Origin of the sequence: Amycolatopsis sp. GM8 (assembly GCF_021653975.1) — a bacterium.
Lineage (GTDB): Bacteria > Actinomycetota > Actinomycetes > Mycobacteriales > Pseudonocardiaceae > Amycolatopsis_E.
The window spans coordinates 447,356-462,694 of record NZ_JAJKFK010000002.1; the positions used below are offsets into that span (position 1 = coordinate 447,356).

22 protein-coding genes are annotated in these 15,339 nt (G+C 68.5%); 14 read left to right on the forward strand and 8 right to left on the reverse strand.

Annotation, left to right across the window (positions count from 1 at the left end; genetic code table 11):
* Positions 1-2: 2 nt before the first annotated feature.
* The 7 genes from LOZ83_RS09435 (at position 3) to LOZ83_RS09465 (ending at position 3,501) form a co-directional block, all read left to right on the forward strand.
* Complete coding sequence (locus LOZ83_RS09435; RefSeq protein ID WP_236789948.1) at positions 3-266, forward strand: hypothetical protein; 264 nt, start codon at positions 3-5, stop codon at positions 264-266.
* Positions 267-431: 165 nt separating this feature from the next.
* A complete protein-coding gene (locus tag LOZ83_RS09440) occupies positions 432-617 on the forward strand; it encodes a hypothetical protein (RefSeq protein ID WP_236789950.1) in 186 nt (61 codons plus the stop codon).
* On the forward strand, positions 605-823 hold the full coding sequence (locus LOZ83_RS09445; RefSeq protein ID WP_236789954.1) for a hypothetical protein: 219 nt from the start codon (positions 605-607) through the stop codon (positions 821-823). The genes LOZ83_RS09440 and LOZ83_RS09445 overlap by 13 nt, the downstream gene beginning before the upstream one ends.
* Before the next feature lie 185 nt (positions 824-1,008).
* Entirely contained in the window at positions 1,009-1,539 is a 531-nt protein-coding gene (locus tag LOZ83_RS09450) for a YbaB/EbfC family nucleoid-associated protein (protein WP_236789956.1), read from the forward strand.
* A complete protein-coding gene (locus LOZ83_RS09455) occupies positions 1,539-1,865 on the forward strand; it encodes a type VII secretion target (RefSeq protein ID WP_236789958.1) in 327 nt (108 codons plus the stop codon). The genes LOZ83_RS09450 and LOZ83_RS09455 overlap by 1 nt, the downstream gene beginning before the upstream one ends.
* Positions 1,862-3,007, forward strand: coding sequence for a hypothetical protein (locus tag LOZ83_RS09460; protein WP_236789959.1), 1,146 nt, complete (start codon positions 1,862-1,864; stop codon positions 3,005-3,007). Before LOZ83_RS09455 ends, LOZ83_RS09460 begins: the two co-directional genes overlap by 4 nt.
* Before the next feature lie 92 nt (positions 3,008-3,099).
* On the forward strand, positions 3,100-3,501 hold the full coding sequence (locus LOZ83_RS09465; protein WP_236789960.1) for a hypothetical protein: 402 nt from the start codon (positions 3,100-3,102) through the stop codon (positions 3,499-3,501).
* On the opposite strand, the gene LOZ83_RS09470 is transcribed toward LOZ83_RS09465, so the two are convergent.
* The 3 genes from LOZ83_RS09470 to LOZ83_RS09480 are packed head-to-tail and all read right to left on the reverse strand — an operon-like array spanning position 3,494 to position 5,931.
* The gene (locus tag LOZ83_RS09470; protein ID WP_236789961.1) at positions 3,494-4,588 is read right to left on the reverse strand and encodes a hypothetical protein; all 1,095 of its coding nucleotides are present in this window, start codon (positions 4,586-4,588) and stop codon (positions 3,494-3,496) included. The genes LOZ83_RS09465 and LOZ83_RS09470 overlap by 8 nt on opposite strands.
* 9 nt (positions 4,589-4,597) lie before the next feature.
* Positions 4,598-5,155, reverse strand: a complete 558-nt coding sequence (locus LOZ83_RS09475) for a TetR/AcrR family transcriptional regulator (protein WP_236789963.1) — start codon at positions 5,153-5,155, stop codon at positions 4,598-4,600.
* An 11-nt stretch (positions 5,156-5,166) separates the two neighbouring features.
* A complete protein-coding gene (locus LOZ83_RS09480; protein ID WP_236790745.1) occupies positions 5,167-5,931 on the reverse strand; it encodes a metal-dependent hydrolase in 765 nt (254 codons plus the stop codon).
* A gap of 65 nt (positions 5,932-5,996) precedes the next feature.
* Here LOZ83_RS09480 and LOZ83_RS09485 point away from each other — a divergent pair, with 65 nt between their 5' ends.
* Both LOZ83_RS09485 and LOZ83_RS09490 read left to right on the forward strand, forming a co-directional pair.
* On the forward strand, positions 5,997-6,137 hold the full coding sequence (locus tag LOZ83_RS09485) for a hypothetical protein (protein ID WP_236789965.1): 141 nt from the start codon (positions 5,997-5,999) through the stop codon (positions 6,135-6,137).
* Between the two features lie 74 nt (positions 6,138-6,211).
* Positions 6,212-6,583, forward strand: a complete 372-nt coding sequence (locus LOZ83_RS09490) for a PPOX class F420-dependent oxidoreductase (protein WP_236789966.1) — start codon at positions 6,212-6,214, stop codon at positions 6,581-6,583.
* A 5-nt stretch (positions 6,584-6,588) separates the two neighbouring features.
* Here LOZ83_RS09490 and LOZ83_RS09495 read toward each other — a convergent pair whose 3' ends face one another.
* From LOZ83_RS09495 to cutA, 4 genes are all read right to left on the reverse strand, one after another.
* The gene (locus tag LOZ83_RS09495; RefSeq protein WP_236789968.1) at positions 6,589-6,909 is read right to left on the reverse strand and encodes a hypothetical protein; all 321 of its coding nucleotides are present in this window, start codon (positions 6,907-6,909) and stop codon (positions 6,589-6,591) included.
* Positions 6,906-7,214, reverse strand: a complete 309-nt coding sequence (locus tag LOZ83_RS09500) for a hypothetical protein (protein ID WP_236789969.1) — start codon at positions 7,212-7,214, stop codon at positions 6,906-6,908. Before LOZ83_RS09500 ends, LOZ83_RS09495 begins: the two co-directional genes overlap by 4 nt.
* 76 nt (positions 7,215-7,290) lie before the next feature.
* Positions 7,291-8,370, reverse strand: coding sequence for an MBL fold metallo-hydrolase (locus LOZ83_RS09505; protein WP_236789970.1), 1,080 nt, complete (start codon positions 8,368-8,370; stop codon positions 7,291-7,293).
* A gap of 58 nt (positions 8,371-8,428) precedes the next feature.
* Complete coding sequence (gene cutA, locus LOZ83_RS09510) at positions 8,429-8,746, reverse strand: divalent-cation tolerance protein CutA (protein ID WP_236789971.1); 318 nt, start codon at positions 8,744-8,746, stop codon at positions 8,429-8,431.
* A 77-nt stretch (positions 8,747-8,823) separates the two neighbouring features.
* Between cutA and LOZ83_RS09515 the strand changes: the two genes are divergently transcribed.
* Genes LOZ83_RS09515 through LOZ83_RS09525 form a run of 3 tightly spaced genes read left to right on the forward strand, consistent with a single transcriptional unit; the run spans position 8,824 to position 11,842 of the window.
* Entirely contained in the window at positions 8,824-9,765 is a 942-nt protein-coding gene (locus tag LOZ83_RS09515) for a 5-dehydro-4-deoxyglucarate dehydratase (RefSeq protein ID WP_236789972.1), read from the forward strand.
* A gap of 11 nt (positions 9,766-9,776) precedes the next feature.
* Entirely contained in the window at positions 9,777-11,057 is a 1,281-nt protein-coding gene (locus LOZ83_RS09520) for a glucarate dehydratase family protein (RefSeq protein ID WP_236789973.1), read from the forward strand.
* Between the two features lie 5 nt (positions 11,058-11,062).
* Positions 11,063-11,842, forward strand: a complete 780-nt coding sequence (locus LOZ83_RS09525) for an IclR family transcriptional regulator (RefSeq protein ID WP_236789974.1) — start codon at positions 11,063-11,065, stop codon at positions 11,840-11,842.
* Between the two features lies 1 nt (position 11,843).
* On the opposite strand, the gene LOZ83_RS09530 is transcribed toward LOZ83_RS09525, so the two are convergent.
* Positions 11,844-12,770: a LysR family transcriptional regulator gene (locus LOZ83_RS09530; RefSeq protein WP_236789975.1), complete on the reverse strand. Its 927-nt coding sequence runs from the start codon at positions 12,768-12,770 to the stop codon at positions 11,844-11,846.
* 91 nt (positions 12,771-12,861) lie between these two features.
* Between LOZ83_RS09530 and LOZ83_RS09535 the strand changes: the two genes are divergently transcribed.
* A complete protein-coding gene (locus LOZ83_RS09535) occupies positions 12,862-14,226 on the forward strand; it encodes an MFS transporter (protein ID WP_236789977.1) in 1,365 nt (454 codons plus the stop codon).
* Complete coding sequence (locus LOZ83_RS09540; protein WP_236790746.1) at positions 14,126-15,244, forward strand: permease; 1,119 nt, start codon at positions 14,126-14,128, stop codon at positions 15,242-15,244. Before LOZ83_RS09535 ends, LOZ83_RS09540 begins: the two co-directional genes overlap by 101 nt.
* Positions 15,245-15,339 lie beyond the last annotated feature (95 nt).

Genomic DNA, 15,339 nt, shown 5'->3' on the forward strand with positions numbered 1-15,339 from the left:
TGGTGACCGGGGGACTGCTGCGGCAGCGGGATTTCCGCCGGCTGTGGACAGCCGACCTGCTGAGCCAGGTCGGGGACCGGATCAGCGTGCTGGCGGTCCTGCTGCTGATAGGCACGGACCTTGGTCGCTTCGCGCCGTACGCGTCGCTGCCACTGGCGGCCACGTTCGGGGTGCTCTCGCTGTGGCACCTGTTCGCGGTGGTGGCGTTGGCCGGGGTGCTGGCGGTGTTCTTCGAGGTCGGCCACCAGACGTTCCTGCCGACTTGATCTCGCGGGACGAGTTGCTCGAGGGAAACGCGAAGCTGCAGACGAACATCTCGATGGCGGCCGTCGCCACACCCGGCGCGGGAACCGCTGCGGCGTGAGATCCGGGAGGGGCTGCGGTTCGTCTGCCGGCACCCGATCCTGCGCCCGCTCGCCGAGGCGACGACGTTGACCTCCCTGTTCCAGTCGGTGCAGATCGCGCTCGGCGTGCTGTTCCTGCTCCGCGAGATCCACCTGTCCCCCGGCGAAATCGGCTTGGTCAACACCACAGGTCCGGCCGAGGCACACTGGTCGGCGCGTTGTACGGCCGTCGCGCGGGACAGCGGCGGGGTGAGGCGCGGATGCTGTGGCTGACCGGCGTGCTGATCGCCGGCGGCTATGTGCTGATGGCGCTCACCAGATCGGGCTGGGCGATCGCGTGCTATCCGGTCGGCAACTTCGTGACCACATTCGGTGTCGTCGTCGCCAACATCTTGCAGATCAGCTTCCAGCAGGCCGTGACCCCGGAGCGGCTGGGCTCGTCGCCGTTGCGGCGGATGCGGGCGCTGCCACTCCATTGAGGACGGTGCCGGACCGCCGACGCGCTTGAACGCGGCGCGCCACCACAGGCGGAAAACCGTTTCGGATGAGAAGGCGGAAATCAGGGCATTACGGAATATCCGACCTGAAGGAATGACCATTTCGGACAATTCACGTTTTCGCTTGTCCGTGGAACCACAATGGACTTAGCTCCATCAGAGTGAGCATGAATTCGCCCGGAGACGCGGGAATAGCAGACATCAAGCACAAAGCGGAAGTGGCCAAAGCGCAGCTTCAGCAGTTGTCGGCCACCCTCTCCAGCCACGACGGCGCCGCGACCGTGACCGTCAACGCCAGTGGGGCGCTGCAGAAGGTCACCTTCGGCGCGAAAGCGCGCGAACTTCCGCTCGAACAGCTGGCGGCGACGGTCGTCACCACCGCGCAGCGTGCGCAGGCGCAGGCCGCGCGCCAGATCACCGCGATCATGGCGCCGGTGGTCGGCAACGACAGCGACGCGATGCATTTCCTGGAAGAGCAGCTGCCCGCGCCCGATGTGCCGGACGAACAGCCGCCGCCCGCGGCGCAGGATCGCCGGCTCGTCCTCAACGAGGAACGCGCCGCGCCGCCGGTCCAACCGCCGGCACCGCCGAGGCCGCCCGCGCCTCCGGCGCCGCCGAGGCCGCAACGCGCGCGCCCGCCGGCCCTGGACGACGACGGTGACGACGGCTCCGGCTCGATCATGCAAAGGGGATGGTGATGGCACGCGGATACCAGGTGGACCTGCAGGCACTGGCCGGGCACGAGCCCGAGGTCCGGAGTGCCGCGGACAAGATCCACGAGGCGATCGACGCGACCGGCGAGGCAGGGGCGTTGTTCGATATCAACGCCTTCGGCCTGATCGGGCAGATCTTCGCGGGCGGCATCCAGTACTGGGTCAGCTCGGCGACCAACCTCGTCAAAGGACTCGGCGACGCCGGGCACGACCTGGCCGACAAGGTGCAGTCCGCGCACGACGCGATGTCGAACCACGAGGACGCCTCGAAGCAGAAGCTCACCGCGCTCGGCAAGGAGATCGGGAAGTGACCACCACCGAGAACCCGCTGGTCGCACAGCCGGAAACCGGGACCACGGCCACGGCAGGCACCGGCATTTTCGACGACGTCGCCACCACGGTGAAGGACTTCTCCGGTGGCAACTGGATGCAGGGCGGCCTCGACGCCGCGACGGACGGGCTGGATCTGCTCGGCGCGGCGATGGACCCGCTGGGCACGCTGGCCAGCGCCGGTGTCGGCTGGCTCATCGAGCACATCAGCTTCCTGCGCGAAGGCCTGGACAAGCTCGCCGGTAACCCGCAGGCCGTCACCGCGAAGGCGGTGACCTGGCAGAACATCGCGAAGCAGCTCAACGAGACGGCCGACGGGTACGAGCAGTCGGCGGGCACTCTCGCGCAGAGCTACCAGGGCGAGGGCGGCCCGGCCGCCTATCAGAAGACGGCCAAGGGTTATGCCGAGTCGATCAGGGGCGCCGCGGGCCACGCGGAAAGCGCTTCCACCGCGATGCAGGTCGCGGCCGCGCTGGTGGGCACCGAACGCGGCCTGATCCGGGACCTGATCTCGTCGTTCGTGAGCGCGCTGATCATCAAGGCGATCGCCGCAGTCGCGACCGCGTGGTGCTCCTTCGGCGGCACGGTGGCGGCGTTGATCGCCGACACCGTCCTCGAAGGCGCCTCACTCGCCGAAAAGATCAGCTCCCGGATCACCAAGATCGTGGAGAAGCTGGAGACGCTGGCGCAGGCCGCGGGCAAGTCGAAGGGCATCATCGAAGCGGCGGCCAACGGCCTCAAGAAGGTCGGCAAGGCGGCGGACAAGATCGCGGACAAGGGCCTGGACGCGGCCGTGAAGCTCGACTCGAAGGCCAAGGATCTCAAGGCAGCGCCGAAGATCTCCGTAGGGGAGCAGGTCGAGAAGTTGAAGAATTCCATACCGCATCTGGATGAGAACATCCCGGGTGGGCAGATCGCAGAACCGAACCGGAACATCCTCAGCGGCGAGCAATGGGAAAAGCGCCTCTTCGGAGAAGAGGGCGCGAAGCCTCCGAAGTGGAGCCCCGCCGACACCGCGGGCGTCGTCGAGGAAGGGCGTCGCCAGTGGAACGAGCAAGGGGCTCGCTCGAAGGAAACCACTGAGGCCTACGAAAAGGAACACGGTGAGGGCGGCGCGGAGTGAAGGTCAACCAGTACGAGGTTGATCAGCAGAACTTGGCCGGGCGCTTGCATCCCTCGCAGCGTCATCTGGCACTGCGAGGGATTTCGATCGGCGTGTTCCTCGCAGCTGCGGCGATCGTGGTGTTGGTGCTCGCCCTCACGACGCTGCCGGTGGACGTGTCGGGCCTGCCCTATCTGCTCCCGGAGGTCGCGCTCCTCGTGTGGGGTCTCTGGCTGACGCTTCGGCGCGTACTCGACGTCACCGACGGCCGGGTGGTCGCGATCACCGGCTGGACCGGGCCGGACGTCGGTGAGCAGATCCACAGCCCGGCCGACTACGGCAAGCGGATCATGATCGTCAACGGCCAGGCCAACAACTACCAGGTCCGCATCGGCGACCGCCGCTTCCAGATCGACAAGGACATCTACCAGCGAACGCCACCCAACAGCACGAACGCGGCTTTCCTGACCCCGCGCACGAAGCGAGTCGTGAACATCGCCCGGACGGCTACCTGATCTGGAACCGGCCAGCCTTCACGGTCTTCTGCCCTGCCCACAATTCGGGTGCGAACTGCTGGACACCGCGGGCGATTTCGTCGACGCTGCGTTGCTGGCTACCGATCCGAAGGCCGATGGCCCCCTCCTGGGTGAAGACGAGGATCTGGTCGAGACTCCGTTGGGCGGCCCACGTGCCTGGACCTCGCGCCGTGACGCTGATCTCGGCGCCGACTCCAGTGATCTCCGGCCAGCCGAGGGTGAACGCGCCTTCGACCGAATCTGCCAAGGCGAAGCTGTCGGCATCGAGCACGAAGCTCCGCGTGCGGATGCTCACCAGGCCGAACGCCACGGCGAATACCGCCGGCACCAGGAACAGCACACTGACGAACGCGCCGATGACATGCAGGAGGATCTCGGGGCTCGAGCCGAACGTGATGGAAAGCGCGCCGGTTGTCAGGGCGATCGACACTACCCCGCCGACCAGGATTTGCCAGCGGGCCCGCCGTCCCACGTCGACGACGACCGGCGGACGGACGTCCGGTGCCGGAATCACGTCCGGCGCGACGCCCGGCGCGGCCACCAGCACGTCCCACGGGGCGGCAGCCAGACGTTGCCAGTCGCTCGGGGCGGAGCTACGAAACGCATCGGCGATTTCGGCGCGGTACGGAATCCGGACCTTCACGGCATGATTTCTCGGCAGCCGCACGAGAAGCGGGCCGCGCAGATTCTTCCCGAAATCCGCGGTTTTCGGGAAGAATGTCAGAGTCACACCGAATCGCTTGTCCGCGCCGGGATCGGCGTGCACGCCCACCGCGGCGAGATGTGACCACTGAATCCGGAACGCACCGTCGTGCTTGGTCTCGTGCGCGATGACCTCCGGGCCGATTACCAGCTCCCGGCGCCACCACAACGACCGCCAGCCCTGCATCCGCAGCGCGACAATCAGCAGGATCAGGACGCCGATGACGATCATCGGCACGGTCAGCCAACCGCTCCAGTCCGTCAAGGCACCCAAAAGCACCAAACCGGCACCAACGACCAGGAAATCGATCGCGACGGCAATCTGGTCGATTCGCGCTTCCCAGCCGAGCCGAATTCGGGTCATGCCGGGAGTTTAGGTGGGCAAGAGTCCGTCGATCAGCACACGTCCCAGCGAACGTCCGGGCGGGGACAGGCGCAGGATCGCGACATGGCCCGAGAGGAGCGCCGTCAGGTCACCGGGTTCGAGATCGTCGCGGACCGCGCCGGTCGCTTGCGCGCGCCGCAACAACTCCCCGAAACCGGCGCGGAACCTGTCCTTCCGCTCCGACGGATCCGTCATCGCCGCACCCGTGCTCTCCTGCAGCGCGTCGCACAAAGCCTTGTTCAGCAACGCCTGCTCGGCGACCGCGTCGAAGTAGTCGAAGAACGCCGCACCCGGGTCGGCCGCGTCCAGCAGCGACTCGGCGCGCTCGGCGAGGCGCTCGATCCCGTCCAGCACCACCGCCTCGAACAGCGACTCCTTCGACGGGAAATGCCGGTACACCGTGCCCGCGCCGACCCCGGCCCGCCGGGCGATCTCGTCCAGCGGGACACCGGGCCCCTGGTCGGCGAACGCCTCGTGCGCGGCCGCGAGCACCCGGGCGCGGTTGCGCCGGGCGTCGGCCCGCAAGGTCGGTTTCGCGCTGGTCATCGCTGTCGATTCTAGGCGGCCGCGGGCGCGAACAACTGGTCGTAGAACGCGATCAGCCCGGCGATCACACCCGGCACCAGGACCAGCGCCCCGACCAGGCACAGCGGCGCGATGACCAGCCGTTCGAAGCGGCCGCCGGTGCGGAACCGGAGGAACGCCGGCGGCCGCAGCTCGTACCAGGTCTCGCCGGCGATGGGCACCGGGAACAGGAACGGGCAGCCGGACTCGGTGAGCGCGTCGCCGAGGCAGTGCGTGACACAGCCGACCGCGACGGCGACCCCGAGCCAGCCGGTGAGCTGCTGCAGTTCACCGGCGGCGCTCGCGGTCAGCGCCCACCACGCGGTCGCCGCGCCCGCGAGGAGCAACAGCCAGTCCCCCAACGCATCGGCGGCCAGCAGCACGCCGAACAGCACGACCCCGGCGACGGCGTACCAGCCGCCGGCCCGGGTGCCCCACATCGTCAGCGCGCCGAGCCCACCGGCGAACAGGATGGTGTGCGACATGTGCCGGTGCGTGCCCTTGCTCCGCTCGTCGCGCGGGCCTTTCGTCAGCGCGTACAGCGCCGCCGACAGCCGGCGGAGCAGCCACGACAGGGCGCCGGTGAAGGGCCCGAGCAACCGCGAGGCGCCCGCGCCGGGATGATCGAGGTCGGGCAGCAACGCGAAACCCGCTGTGGCGGCGGCGAAAGCGATGGCCTGGTGGATCGAACTCGCGCCCACCAGCGGAGCGACGGCGAGCCCGGCACACCAGCCGGTCAGTGCGTGGGTGCGGCCCATCATGAGCGGGCACCTTCCGCCGGATCCACGGAGCGGAGGCTATCTATGAACGCACGGGTGCGAGGATGGCGCCCGTGGAGGACCTGATCACGTTTCTGCGCGGCCGGCTCCGCGAGATCGAACTCGCGATCGGCGACTACTTCGAAGGATGGCTCGCACTGCCGTTCGCCGGGCACCCGGACTATCGCGAAGCGTGGCGACCGTAGGAGTGCGTGCGTGCGGCCCATCATGAAGGAAGATCTTGGCAACAGGGCACGACAAAGTCTGGGAGGCGCACCCGATGAGCCCGGAACTACAGGGTTTCTGGTCCGAACGGCACCTGTGCACACTGACCACGCTGCGGGCCGACGGGTCGCCGCATGTGGTGCCGGTCGGGGTGACCGTGGACGAGAAGTTCCAGGTGGCACGGGTGACCTGCGGGCGCGGCAGCGTCAAGGCCCGCAACGTCCGCGGGGACGGGCGGGTCGCGGTCAGCCAGGTCGACGGCCGCCGGTGGTCGACGCTGGAAGGGCTCGCCGTCATCCGCGAAGACCCGGAATCCGTGCGGGACGCGGAAAACCGGTACGCCGAGCGCTACGGCCGCCAGCCCCGCCCGAACCCCGAGCGTGTCGTGCTGGAGATCACGATCACACGGACTCTGGGACTGTCATAAGGAGACTAGCTGCGCTGGAGTTCTTCACGTGTGACACGGCGAGCGATCTCTTCGACGTCGGCGGCGCTCAGGCCTCCGCTCTCGTGCGTGTGCACCGCCTGCGTGAGGAGCCGTCGAACGAACGCGGAAGTCGGGATGTGCTCAGCGGCAGCGCGTCGGCGAAGCTCCGCGTCAAGGGTATGGCTGATGCGCAAATGCAGTGAGACGTCGAGAATGGCGGCGTTTTCCGCTGCTTCGGCTTCCGCTGCTTCGGTTTCCTCGTCCGCAACCTGAGCGCGGATCGCTTCGTGGCGAGCCCGACGGGCGCCCTTCGCGGGATCGGTCATGGTTGCACCTCCTTGCCTTCGAGATAGTCGCGCAGGTCAGCCCCACGCGTCTTCCACGCAGTAACCCCGGAGTTGTCCTCGGGATCGACGATCACTGTCAGCACGAACCCAGCACTCGCCGAGTAGCCGATGATCCGGGTATAGCCGACACGACTTTTCGGGTCGGGATCACGGACGACGCACTGTGGGTCCTCCGCGGCTTCCAGCGTCCAAGCAGGTTCGAGATCTGCGGCTCCGGGATAGCGGGTGGAGCGGTAGCGGATGTGACGGGCGTCTTCGTCGTCCCACCACAACTCACCAACCATGTAGCACATTGTAGAACACTGCGATACAAGCGCGCCACGGCGGCAGCCTCGCGGTCCCGCCGCACTGAAACACGCCCTAAAGCGCCTGCCACCACGGATCCACGGGTCCGACGTTGTCGATGTCGACGCGCTCGCCCGGGCGTGGCACGGCGAGGGTGATGTCGTGCGCCTTCGCCTCGCGCCAGGTGCGGTCCGCCGGGTCGCTCCAGCCGTGCAGGGCGAGGCGGAAAGTCCCCCAGTGCACCGGAATCAGCACCCCGCCGCGCACATCGAGATGCGTGGCCACGCCCTCCTCCGGCGTCATGTGGATGTCCGGCCACGCCGGGTGATACGCGCCGACCTGCACGAGGGATGCGTCGAACGGGCCGTACCGCTCGCCGATCCGCTGGTAGCCGTCGAAGTAGCCGGAGTCGGCCGTGTAGAACACGCGGCGGTTCGCGCTCGCGATGATCCACGACGCCCACAGCGTGTTGTTGCGGGTGAACGCCCGGCCCGAAAAATGCTGTGCTTCCGCCGCGGTGATCCGGACGCCCGCGATTTCCGTGCTCTCGTGCCAGTCCAGCTCGATGATCCGCTCCCGCGGCACACGCCACCGCCGCAGGTGCGCGCCGACCCCGAGGGGTACCACGAACGGCGCGTGCTGGGTCTTTGTCAGCGTCCGGACGGCGGCCGCGTCCAGGTGGTCGTAGTGGTCGTGCGAAACGATGATCGCATCGAGCCGCGGTAGTTCCTCCAGCCGGTGCGGCGGCTCGTGCATCCGGCGCGGGCCGATCAGCCGCGACGGTGAGACCCGCTCCGCCCATACCGGGTCGACCAGGATCCGGATGCCCTCGATCTCGACGAGCGACGACGCGTGGCCGTACCAGGTGATGTACAGCCCGTCGGCCGGATGGTCGAGGCGCTGCGGCACGAGCGGGACCTGCCCCGCCGGCTTGCGCTGCTGGCCGCCGAACAGCATCTCCCGCAGCAGCTCACGGCCGGCGGCGCCGTCCTGCGTGATGGGTGGCGCGAGATTGCGGAACTTCCCGTCCCGAAACTGGGGTGAGCGGCGCATCACCTCCAGATCGGGCCGGCCACCGAAGGCGAGCGGGATCTCCCACACCGCCCACGCCAGCGCACCGACCAGGGCAGGGACTGTCCACCGGAGTTTCGCCATGCTCGAAAAACTACCGAGTTTGCCGAGAAGTTCCGCGAGATCGACCCGATAGGGCGAGCTACCGTGTCTCGGCGACGAGCCAGTCCAGGTATTCCGCGCTGCCGCCCTCGATCGGGACGGCGATGATCTCCGGGACGTCGTAGCTGTGCACCGATTTCAGCAGTGCCACCAGATCCGGCACCCGGTCCGCGGCGGTCTTGACCTCCACCCGCCACTCGGAATCGATGCGCACCCTGCCCTCCCAGCTGTAGACGCTGGTGATCGGGCCGACGATCTGCGCGCACGCGCCCAGCTTGTCCGCGACCGCCTGCGCGGCCAGGTTGCGCGCGGCATCCTCGCTGTCGGTCGTGGTCGTGACGATGATGTGGTCGGACACGCGCCCAGCGTAGAGCGCTGTTGACCGCGGTCGCGATCTCTCCTTAAGCTGTCTTCATATAGAGCCACTGTCCACATATGAAGACGGACAAGATGAAAACACCGCAGGAGACCGCAGCTCTACTCCGGCAGCGCATGGCCGCCGGGGTCCTTTCGTTCCCGCTGACCTCGTTCACCGGAAGCGGCGAACTCGACCCCGCCGCCTTCCGCGCCTACTTCCGCACGCAGCTGGCGGCCGACCCGGCGGCGGTGTTCGTCGCGTGCGGCACCGGTGAGTTCTTCTCGCTGACGCTCGACGAGTACACCGAGGTCGTGCGCATCGCCGTCGAGGAGACCGCGGACCGCATCCCGGTGATCGCCGGCGTCGGCTACGGCTGGGCGATCGCCGCCCAGTACGCGGCCCGCGCGGCCGAAGCCGGCGCGGACGGTGCGCTGCTCATGCCGCACTACCTGGTCAAAGCGCCGGTGGACGGGCTCGTCGAGCAGGTGCGCAAAGTCGCCGAGTCGAGTCCGCTCCCGCTGATCGCCTACCAGCGGGACTACGTCACGTTCGACGCCGCGTCGGTCGGCCTGCTCGCGAAGATCCCGAACGTGATCGGACTCAAGGACGGCCACGGCGACCTCGACCAGTTGCAACGCCTGCGCCTGGCCGCGCCCGAGGACTTCTTGTTCTTCAACGGCGTCGCGACCGCGGAGATGCAGGCCCGCGCGTACTCCGCGATCGGCATCCCGGCGTATTCCTCGGCCGTGCACGCGTTCGCACCCGAGATCTCCAAGGCGTTCTTCACCGCGCTGCACGCCGACGATCAGTCGCGTGTGGACGAACTGCTGCGTGGTTTCTACCAGCCGTTCGTGGAACTTCGCGACCGCCGCGCGGGCTACGCCGTCGCGCTCGTCAAGGCCGCCGCCCGGTTGCGCGACCTGCCTGTCGGCCCGGTGCGCGCGCCGCTGTGCGACCCGGCGCCCGAAGAGCTCACCACCCTCAAAGCCCTGCTGGCCACCGGCCTCGACCTCGTCTGAGGAGGACACCGATGTCCCGGATCGCGGAAGTTCGCGTCACGCCGATCCTGATCTCCGATCCCCCGCTGCTGAACCTGCAGGGCGTGCACCAGCCGTACACGCCGCGCACGATCGTGGAGGTCATCACCGAAAGCGGCGCCGTCGGCCTCGGCGAGACCTACGGCGACACCGACTACCTCAAGCTCGCCGAGGCGTTCGGCCCCCGGCTCGTGGGCGCCGGCCTGGTCGTGAACGACCTGCTCGCGGCCGTGACGCGATGCCTGTCCGAAGTCGGCGCGGAACGGGTCGACAACACCGTGCAGGCCGAGGGTCTTCGCGGCAGCCGCACGCTAGGGAAGATCGCGTCGAGCGTCGCGTCGGCGTTCGAGGTCGCGATCTACGACGCGCTGGGCCACGAGCTGCGCCTGCCGGTGCACGCCTTGCTCGGCGGCAAGGTGCGGGACGCCATCGAGTACAGCGCGTACCTGTTCTACCGCTGGGCCGAGCACCCCGAGCCGGACGAACCCAAGGACGACTGGGGTGCTGCGCTCGACCCAGAAGGTGTTGTGGCGCAAGCGAAACGCATGGCCGAGGACTACGGGTTCAGCTCGTTCAAGCTCAAGGGCGGGGTGTTCGAACCGGCGCACGAGATCGCCGCGTCACGCGCGCTCGCCGAGGCATTTCCCGGTCAGCCGGTGCGGCTCGACCCGAACGGCGCCTGGTCGGTCGCGACGAGCCTCGAAGTAGCCGGCGCGCTGGAGGGCGTCCTCGAATACCTGGAGGACCCGACCACCGGCACCGCGAACATGGCCGAGGTCGCGAAGAAGACGTCACTTCCCTTGGCCACCAACATGTGTGTGACCGCGTTCGACGAGATCCCCGAAGCGTTCACGGCCGACGCGGTGCAGGTCGTGCTGTCGGATCACCACTACTGGGGTGGGTTGCGCGCGACGCAGGACCTGGCCGCCGTGTGCCGGACGTTCGGCGTCGGGATTTCCATGCACTCCAACACCCATCTCGGCATCAGCCTCGCGGCGATGACCCAGGTCGCGGCCACCATCCCGGGTCTGCGCCACGCCTGTGACACGCACCGTCCATGGCAGACAGAGGACGTGATCACGCAGCCGCACACGTTCTCCGGCGGGAAGATCGCCGTGTCCGACACCCCCGGCCTCGGTGTCGAACTCGACCGCGACGCACTCGCGAAGCTCCACAACCGTTGGGAGACAAGCGATGCGCGCCGCCGCGACGACGCGGCCGCCATGCGCCGCGTGCACCCGGACTTCACCGCCCCGAAATTCCCCCGCTGGTAACGGCCATGCCTGAACAGCAGAAGGGCGTGCGCGATGTGAAGTCGGCCGCGCGCACCGTCGAGGTTCTCGAGGTACTCGGGAGCCTCGATGGGCAGCCGATCGGCCTGCGCCAGCTCGCCGAACGGATGGATGTGCCGCGCAGCAGCCTGTACGCGCTGTTGCAGACGCTGGTGAACCGCGGCTGGGTGCGCACCGATCCGACGAATTCGTTGTACGCCATCGGTGTCCGGGCGTTGCTCGTCGGAACCTCCTACATCGACGGCGATCCGCGCCTGGCCGCCGCCAAGCCGCACCTGGACGCGCTGGGCGAACAGGTCGGCGAGACGGTCCACTTCGCGCGGCTCGACGGCGCGGACATCGTGTACCTCGCGACCCGGGAGTCGCGGCACTACCTCCGCCCGTTCAGCCGGGTCGGCCGGCGGCTCCCGGCGTACGCGACGTCGCTGGGCAAGGCGATCCTGGCGGAGCGCACCGACTCCGACGTCGAAAAACTGCTACCGCCTGAGATGCCCGCGCTGACCGAGCACACGCTCGACCGCCCCGGGCTGCTGGCGGATCTGGCCGGCGTGCGCGAACGTGGGTACGCGATCGACAACGAGGAAGGGACGATCGGCCTGCGATGCTTCGGGATGGCGTTGCGGTACGAAACCCCGGTCATCGACGCGATCAGCTGCTCGGTGCCGATCGCGCGGCTGGACACGGACACCGAGGCCACGATCCTCGAAGCACTGTCGACGGCGCGAACCGCGATCGAGCGCGCGATCCGCTCGGCGACCTGGCGCTGACCTAACGGGCCCAGTCCGGGACCCACACGTCTTCGCCGGCTGTCGCCCGGTATCTCGCCCGCAGGTACTCGAGGAAATCCGCCAGGACGGGATGCGCGTTGTCCGCCCGCCAGACCACCGAGAGCGGGTACACGGGGATCGGGTCGACGACCGGGATCCGGCGCAGGTCATAGCTTTCCGGCCAGAGGTATCGCGAGCCTTCGCCGACCAGATTGGCGAGCCGGGCCGAGTCCGCGATCTCGGCGAGGAGCGCCTCGATGCCGAACATCGGGCCGATCGTGTCGATGGTGAGCCCGAACGCCCCGGCCAGATCTTCGTAGTAGCCGATGGGCTCGGCGTCGGTCATACCGGGCATCCAGACGGGGTGTTCGGCGAGTTCGGCCGGTGTCACACTTTTGGCGTTCGCCAACGGGTGCTTCGGGCCGACCAGCAGTTCGTGCCGGTCGTCGATGACGCGCGCGGACCGGAGCTCGTCCGGGAGTTCGAGGGCCCGCAAGGATCGGAAGGTGGCGTCCAGGGTCCCGGCGCTGACCTCGGCCAGCGCCGACGCGGCGTCCGCGTGGGCGAGCGTGACGACATCGAGCTCGATCGCCGGATGTTGCTGGTAGAAGGCGCGAAGGACGTTGGAGGGCGCGATCCGGCGGTTGACGACGTCGATGCGCAGGGCCCGGCGGCCTGGCGTCACGGCCGCGGCGGCGCGTTCGGCGGCGCGGAGCAGTTCGCGCGCATGAGGCAGCAGCGCCTGCCCGTCCACGGTGAGCCGGGCGCCCTTGGCGGTCCGCGCGAACAGCCGCACGCCGAGTTCCCGCTCCAGGCCGGCCACCCGTTTCGAGGCCGCCTGCTGGGTGATTTCCAGGTCGTCGGCGGCGGACTGGAACTGGCCGGTCTCGGCGACGGCGATGAAGGTGCGCACCGCATCGAGATCCATCAGGCAGAACCTACCCGCACAACGCCGGGTTGTGACGCGCCGGCCGATCCGTTGTTGGCGCCCGCACCGGCAGACCGGCTTTCCTTTCCCCGTGCGAAATCTGGGGCGGACGTTCGGGTGGTTGTGGGCCGCGTACGCGGTGAGCGCTTACGGGACGGGGCTCGGGTTCGGCGCGTTCTCGGTGGTCGCCATCGAGGTCCTGCACGCCGGCTCGGCCGAGGTGGCGGCGTTGTCGTCAGCCGGGCTCGCGATCGGAGCGCTGCTGGCGGTCCCGCTCGGGCCGTGGATGGAGTTCCGCGCCAAGCGGCCGGTCATGATCGCCATGGACGTGGTCCGCTTCGCGGCGTTGGTGTCGATTCCGTGCGCCTACTGGCTGGGTGCGCTGTCGTTCGCACAGCTGTTGGTGGTCTCCGTCGTCGCGGCGGCGGCGAAGATCGCGTTCACCGCCGCCAGTGGTGCCTACCTCAAGACCATCGTCCCGGCCGACCGGCTGCTGATCGCCACCAGCCGGTTCGAATCGACCACCTGGTCGGCCACGATCATCGGACCGCCCCTGGGCGGCGCCGCGGTCGGGCTGCTGGGGCCGGTGACCACGGTCGTGTTCGACGCGATCAGCTACCTCCTTTCGGCGCTCGGCGTCACCGCGATCAGGGAACCCGAGGAGCCCCCGAAGCCGAGCGCGAAGCGGGCCCGCCGGTGGAGCGACCTCGTCGAGGGGTGGCGCTACATCCTCGCCCACCGCACACTTCGCCGGTTCTTCTTCAACATCGTGCTGGTCAACGCGCTGATCATGGCCACGGAGCCGCTGCTATCGGTGCTGATGCTCGGCCCGCTGGGGTTTCCGGTCTGGGAGTACGGGCTGGCGTTCGCCGTGCCGTGCATCGGTGGCCTGATCGGCTCACGACTCGCCCGCCGGGTCGCCGCTCGCTACGGCGAACGGACGGTGCTGCGGGTCTTCGGCGCGGTCCGTGCCTGCTGGCCGTTGGGGCTCGCGTTCATCCGGCCGGGCCTGGCCGGGCTGGTGATCGTGATGGCCACCGAGCTCGGGCTCATCATCTGCATGAGCATCTTCAGCCCCGTCTTCGCCGCCTACCGGATGAACAACACCGACGCCGACCGCCAGGCGCGGGTGCTCGCCGCGTGGTCGATCACCACCAGCACCAGCATCGCCGTGGTCACCATGCTGTGGGGTCTCGTGGCGGAACTCACCGGCCCGCGGGCGGCGATCGCGCTGGCCGGGGTGCTGCTCCTCGCCACGCCATTCCTGCTGCCGCGGCAGCCGAGGCCCTATAGTCATACCCGGTGGAGGTATGACGATGACCGCGATCGGGGAAGCACTGGCCCTCGCCGGGTCGATGACCTGGGAAGTCCTGTGGGCGCTGATCCTCGGGTTCGCGCTGTCCGCGGTGGTCCAGGCGGTGGTGCGCAAGTCGACGGTGGTCCGCCTGCTGGGTGACGCGCGCCCGCGCACGCTCGTGATCTCGGCCGGCCTCGGCGCCGCGTCCTCGTCGTGCTCCTACGCCGCGGTCGCACTCGCACGGTCGCTGTTCCGCAAGGGCGCGAACTTCACGGCGGCGATGACCTTCGAGATCGCGTCCACGAACCTGGTCGTCGAGCTCGGCATCCTGCTCGCATTGCTGCTGGGCTGGCAGTTCACGGTCGCGGAGTTCATCGGCGGGCCGCTGATGATCGTGTTCGTCGCGTTGATGTTCCGTTTCTTCGTCCGCGAACGGCTGCTGCGCGCGGCTCGCGAGCAGGCGGAGAAGGGCATCGCCGGGTCGATGGAAGGCCATGCGGCGATGGACATGTCGGTCGCCCGCGAAGGCACGTTCTGGCAGCGGCTCGGCTCCCGCGAGGGGTTCACGTCGGTCTCGCACGTGTTCGTCATGGAATGGGCGGCGATCCTGCGTGACCTCGTGATCGGCCTGCTCATCGCGGGCGCGATCGGGGCGTGGGTGCCGGACTCGTTCTGGCGCGGGTTCTTCCTCACCGACCATCCGCTGGGCTCGGCGTTGTGGGGGCCGGTGATCGGGCCGGTGGTCGCGATCCTGAGTTTCGTCTGCTCGATCGGCAACGTGCCACTCGCGGCGGTGCTGTGGAACGGCGGCATCAGCTTCGGCGGGGTGGTCGCGTTCATCTTCGCGGACCTGCTGATCCTGCCGATCCTCAACATTTATCGGAAGTACTACGGCGTGAAGATGGCGCTGGCCGTGCTGGGCGTGTTCTACCTGGCGATGGTCGCGGCGGGCTATGTCGTCGAGCTGCTGTTCGGCGTCACCGGCCTGACCCCGACGGAGCGCAACGCGCGCGTCGTGGAAGCCGGGATCTCGTGGAACTACACGACGTGGCTGAACATCGTGTTCCTGCTACTCGCCGCGGTGCTGCTGGCCCGATTCTTCCGCACCGGCGGCGCATCGATGCTCCGCATGATGGGCGGTGCGCCACCGAGTGGGGAAACACAGCACCATCATTGACGCGCAACACCATGCTGGTGGACAAGTACTTCATCGACAAGACTGCCAGAGCGCCCGGATCTTCCGTATCTATCGGAAGTGCCGCTGCACTACCC

Coding starts and splice junctions, on each gene's coding strand:
- LOZ83_RS09445 (WP_236789954.1), top strand. CDS start 605: ATGCTGTGGCTGACCGGCGTGCTGATCGCCGGCGGCTATGTGCTGATG.
- LOZ83_RS09450 (WP_236789956.1), top strand. CDS start 1,009: ATGAATTCGCCCGGAGACGCGGGAATAGCAGACATCAAGCACAAAGCG.
- LOZ83_RS09455 (WP_236789958.1), top strand. CDS start 1,539: ATGGCACGCGGATACCAGGTGGACCTGCAGGCACTGGCCGGGCACGAG.
- LOZ83_RS09470 (WP_236789961.1), bottom strand. CDS start 4,588: ATGACCCGAATTCGGCTCGGCTGGGAAGCGCGAATCGACCAGATTGCC.
- LOZ83_RS09475 (WP_236789963.1), bottom strand. CDS start 5,155: ATGACCAGCGCGAAACCGACCTTGCGGGCCGACGCCCGGCGCAACCGC.
- LOZ83_RS09480 (WP_236790745.1), bottom strand. CDS start 5,931: ATGGGCCGCACCCACGCACTGACCGGCTGGTGTGCCGGGCTCGCCGTC.
- LOZ83_RS09485 (WP_236789965.1), top strand. CDS start 5,997: ATGGCGCCCGTGGAGGACCTGATCACGTTTCTGCGCGGCCGGCTCCGC.
- LOZ83_RS09490 (WP_236789966.1), top strand. CDS start 6,212: ATGAGCCCGGAACTACAGGGTTTCTGGTCCGAACGGCACCTGTGCACA.
- LOZ83_RS09495 (WP_236789968.1), bottom strand. CDS start 6,909: ATGACCGATCCCGCGAAGGGCGCCCGTCGGGCTCGCCACGAAGCGATC.
- LOZ83_RS09500 (WP_236789969.1), bottom strand. CDS start 7,214: ATGGTTGGTGAGTTGTGGTGGGACGACGAAGACGCCCGTCACATCCGC.
- LOZ83_RS09505 (WP_236789970.1), bottom strand. CDS start 8,370: ATGGCGAAACTCCGGTGGACAGTCCCTGCCCTGGTCGGTGCGCTGGCG.
- LOZ83_RS09515 (WP_236789972.1), top strand. CDS start 8,824: ATGAAGACGGACAAGATGAAAACACCGCAGGAGACCGCAGCTCTACTC.
- LOZ83_RS09520 (WP_236789973.1), top strand. CDS start 9,777: ATGTCCCGGATCGCGGAAGTTCGCGTCACGCCGATCCTGATCTCCGAT.
- LOZ83_RS09525 (WP_236789974.1), top strand. CDS start 11,063: ATGCCTGAACAGCAGAAGGGCGTGCGCGATGTGAAGTCGGCCGCGCGC.
- LOZ83_RS09530 (WP_236789975.1), bottom strand. CDS start 12,770: ATGGATCTCGATGCGGTGCGCACCTTCATCGCCGTCGCCGAGACCGGC.
- LOZ83_RS09540 (WP_236790746.1), top strand. CDS start 14,126: ATGACCTGGGAAGTCCTGTGGGCGCTGATCCTCGGGTTCGCGCTGTCC.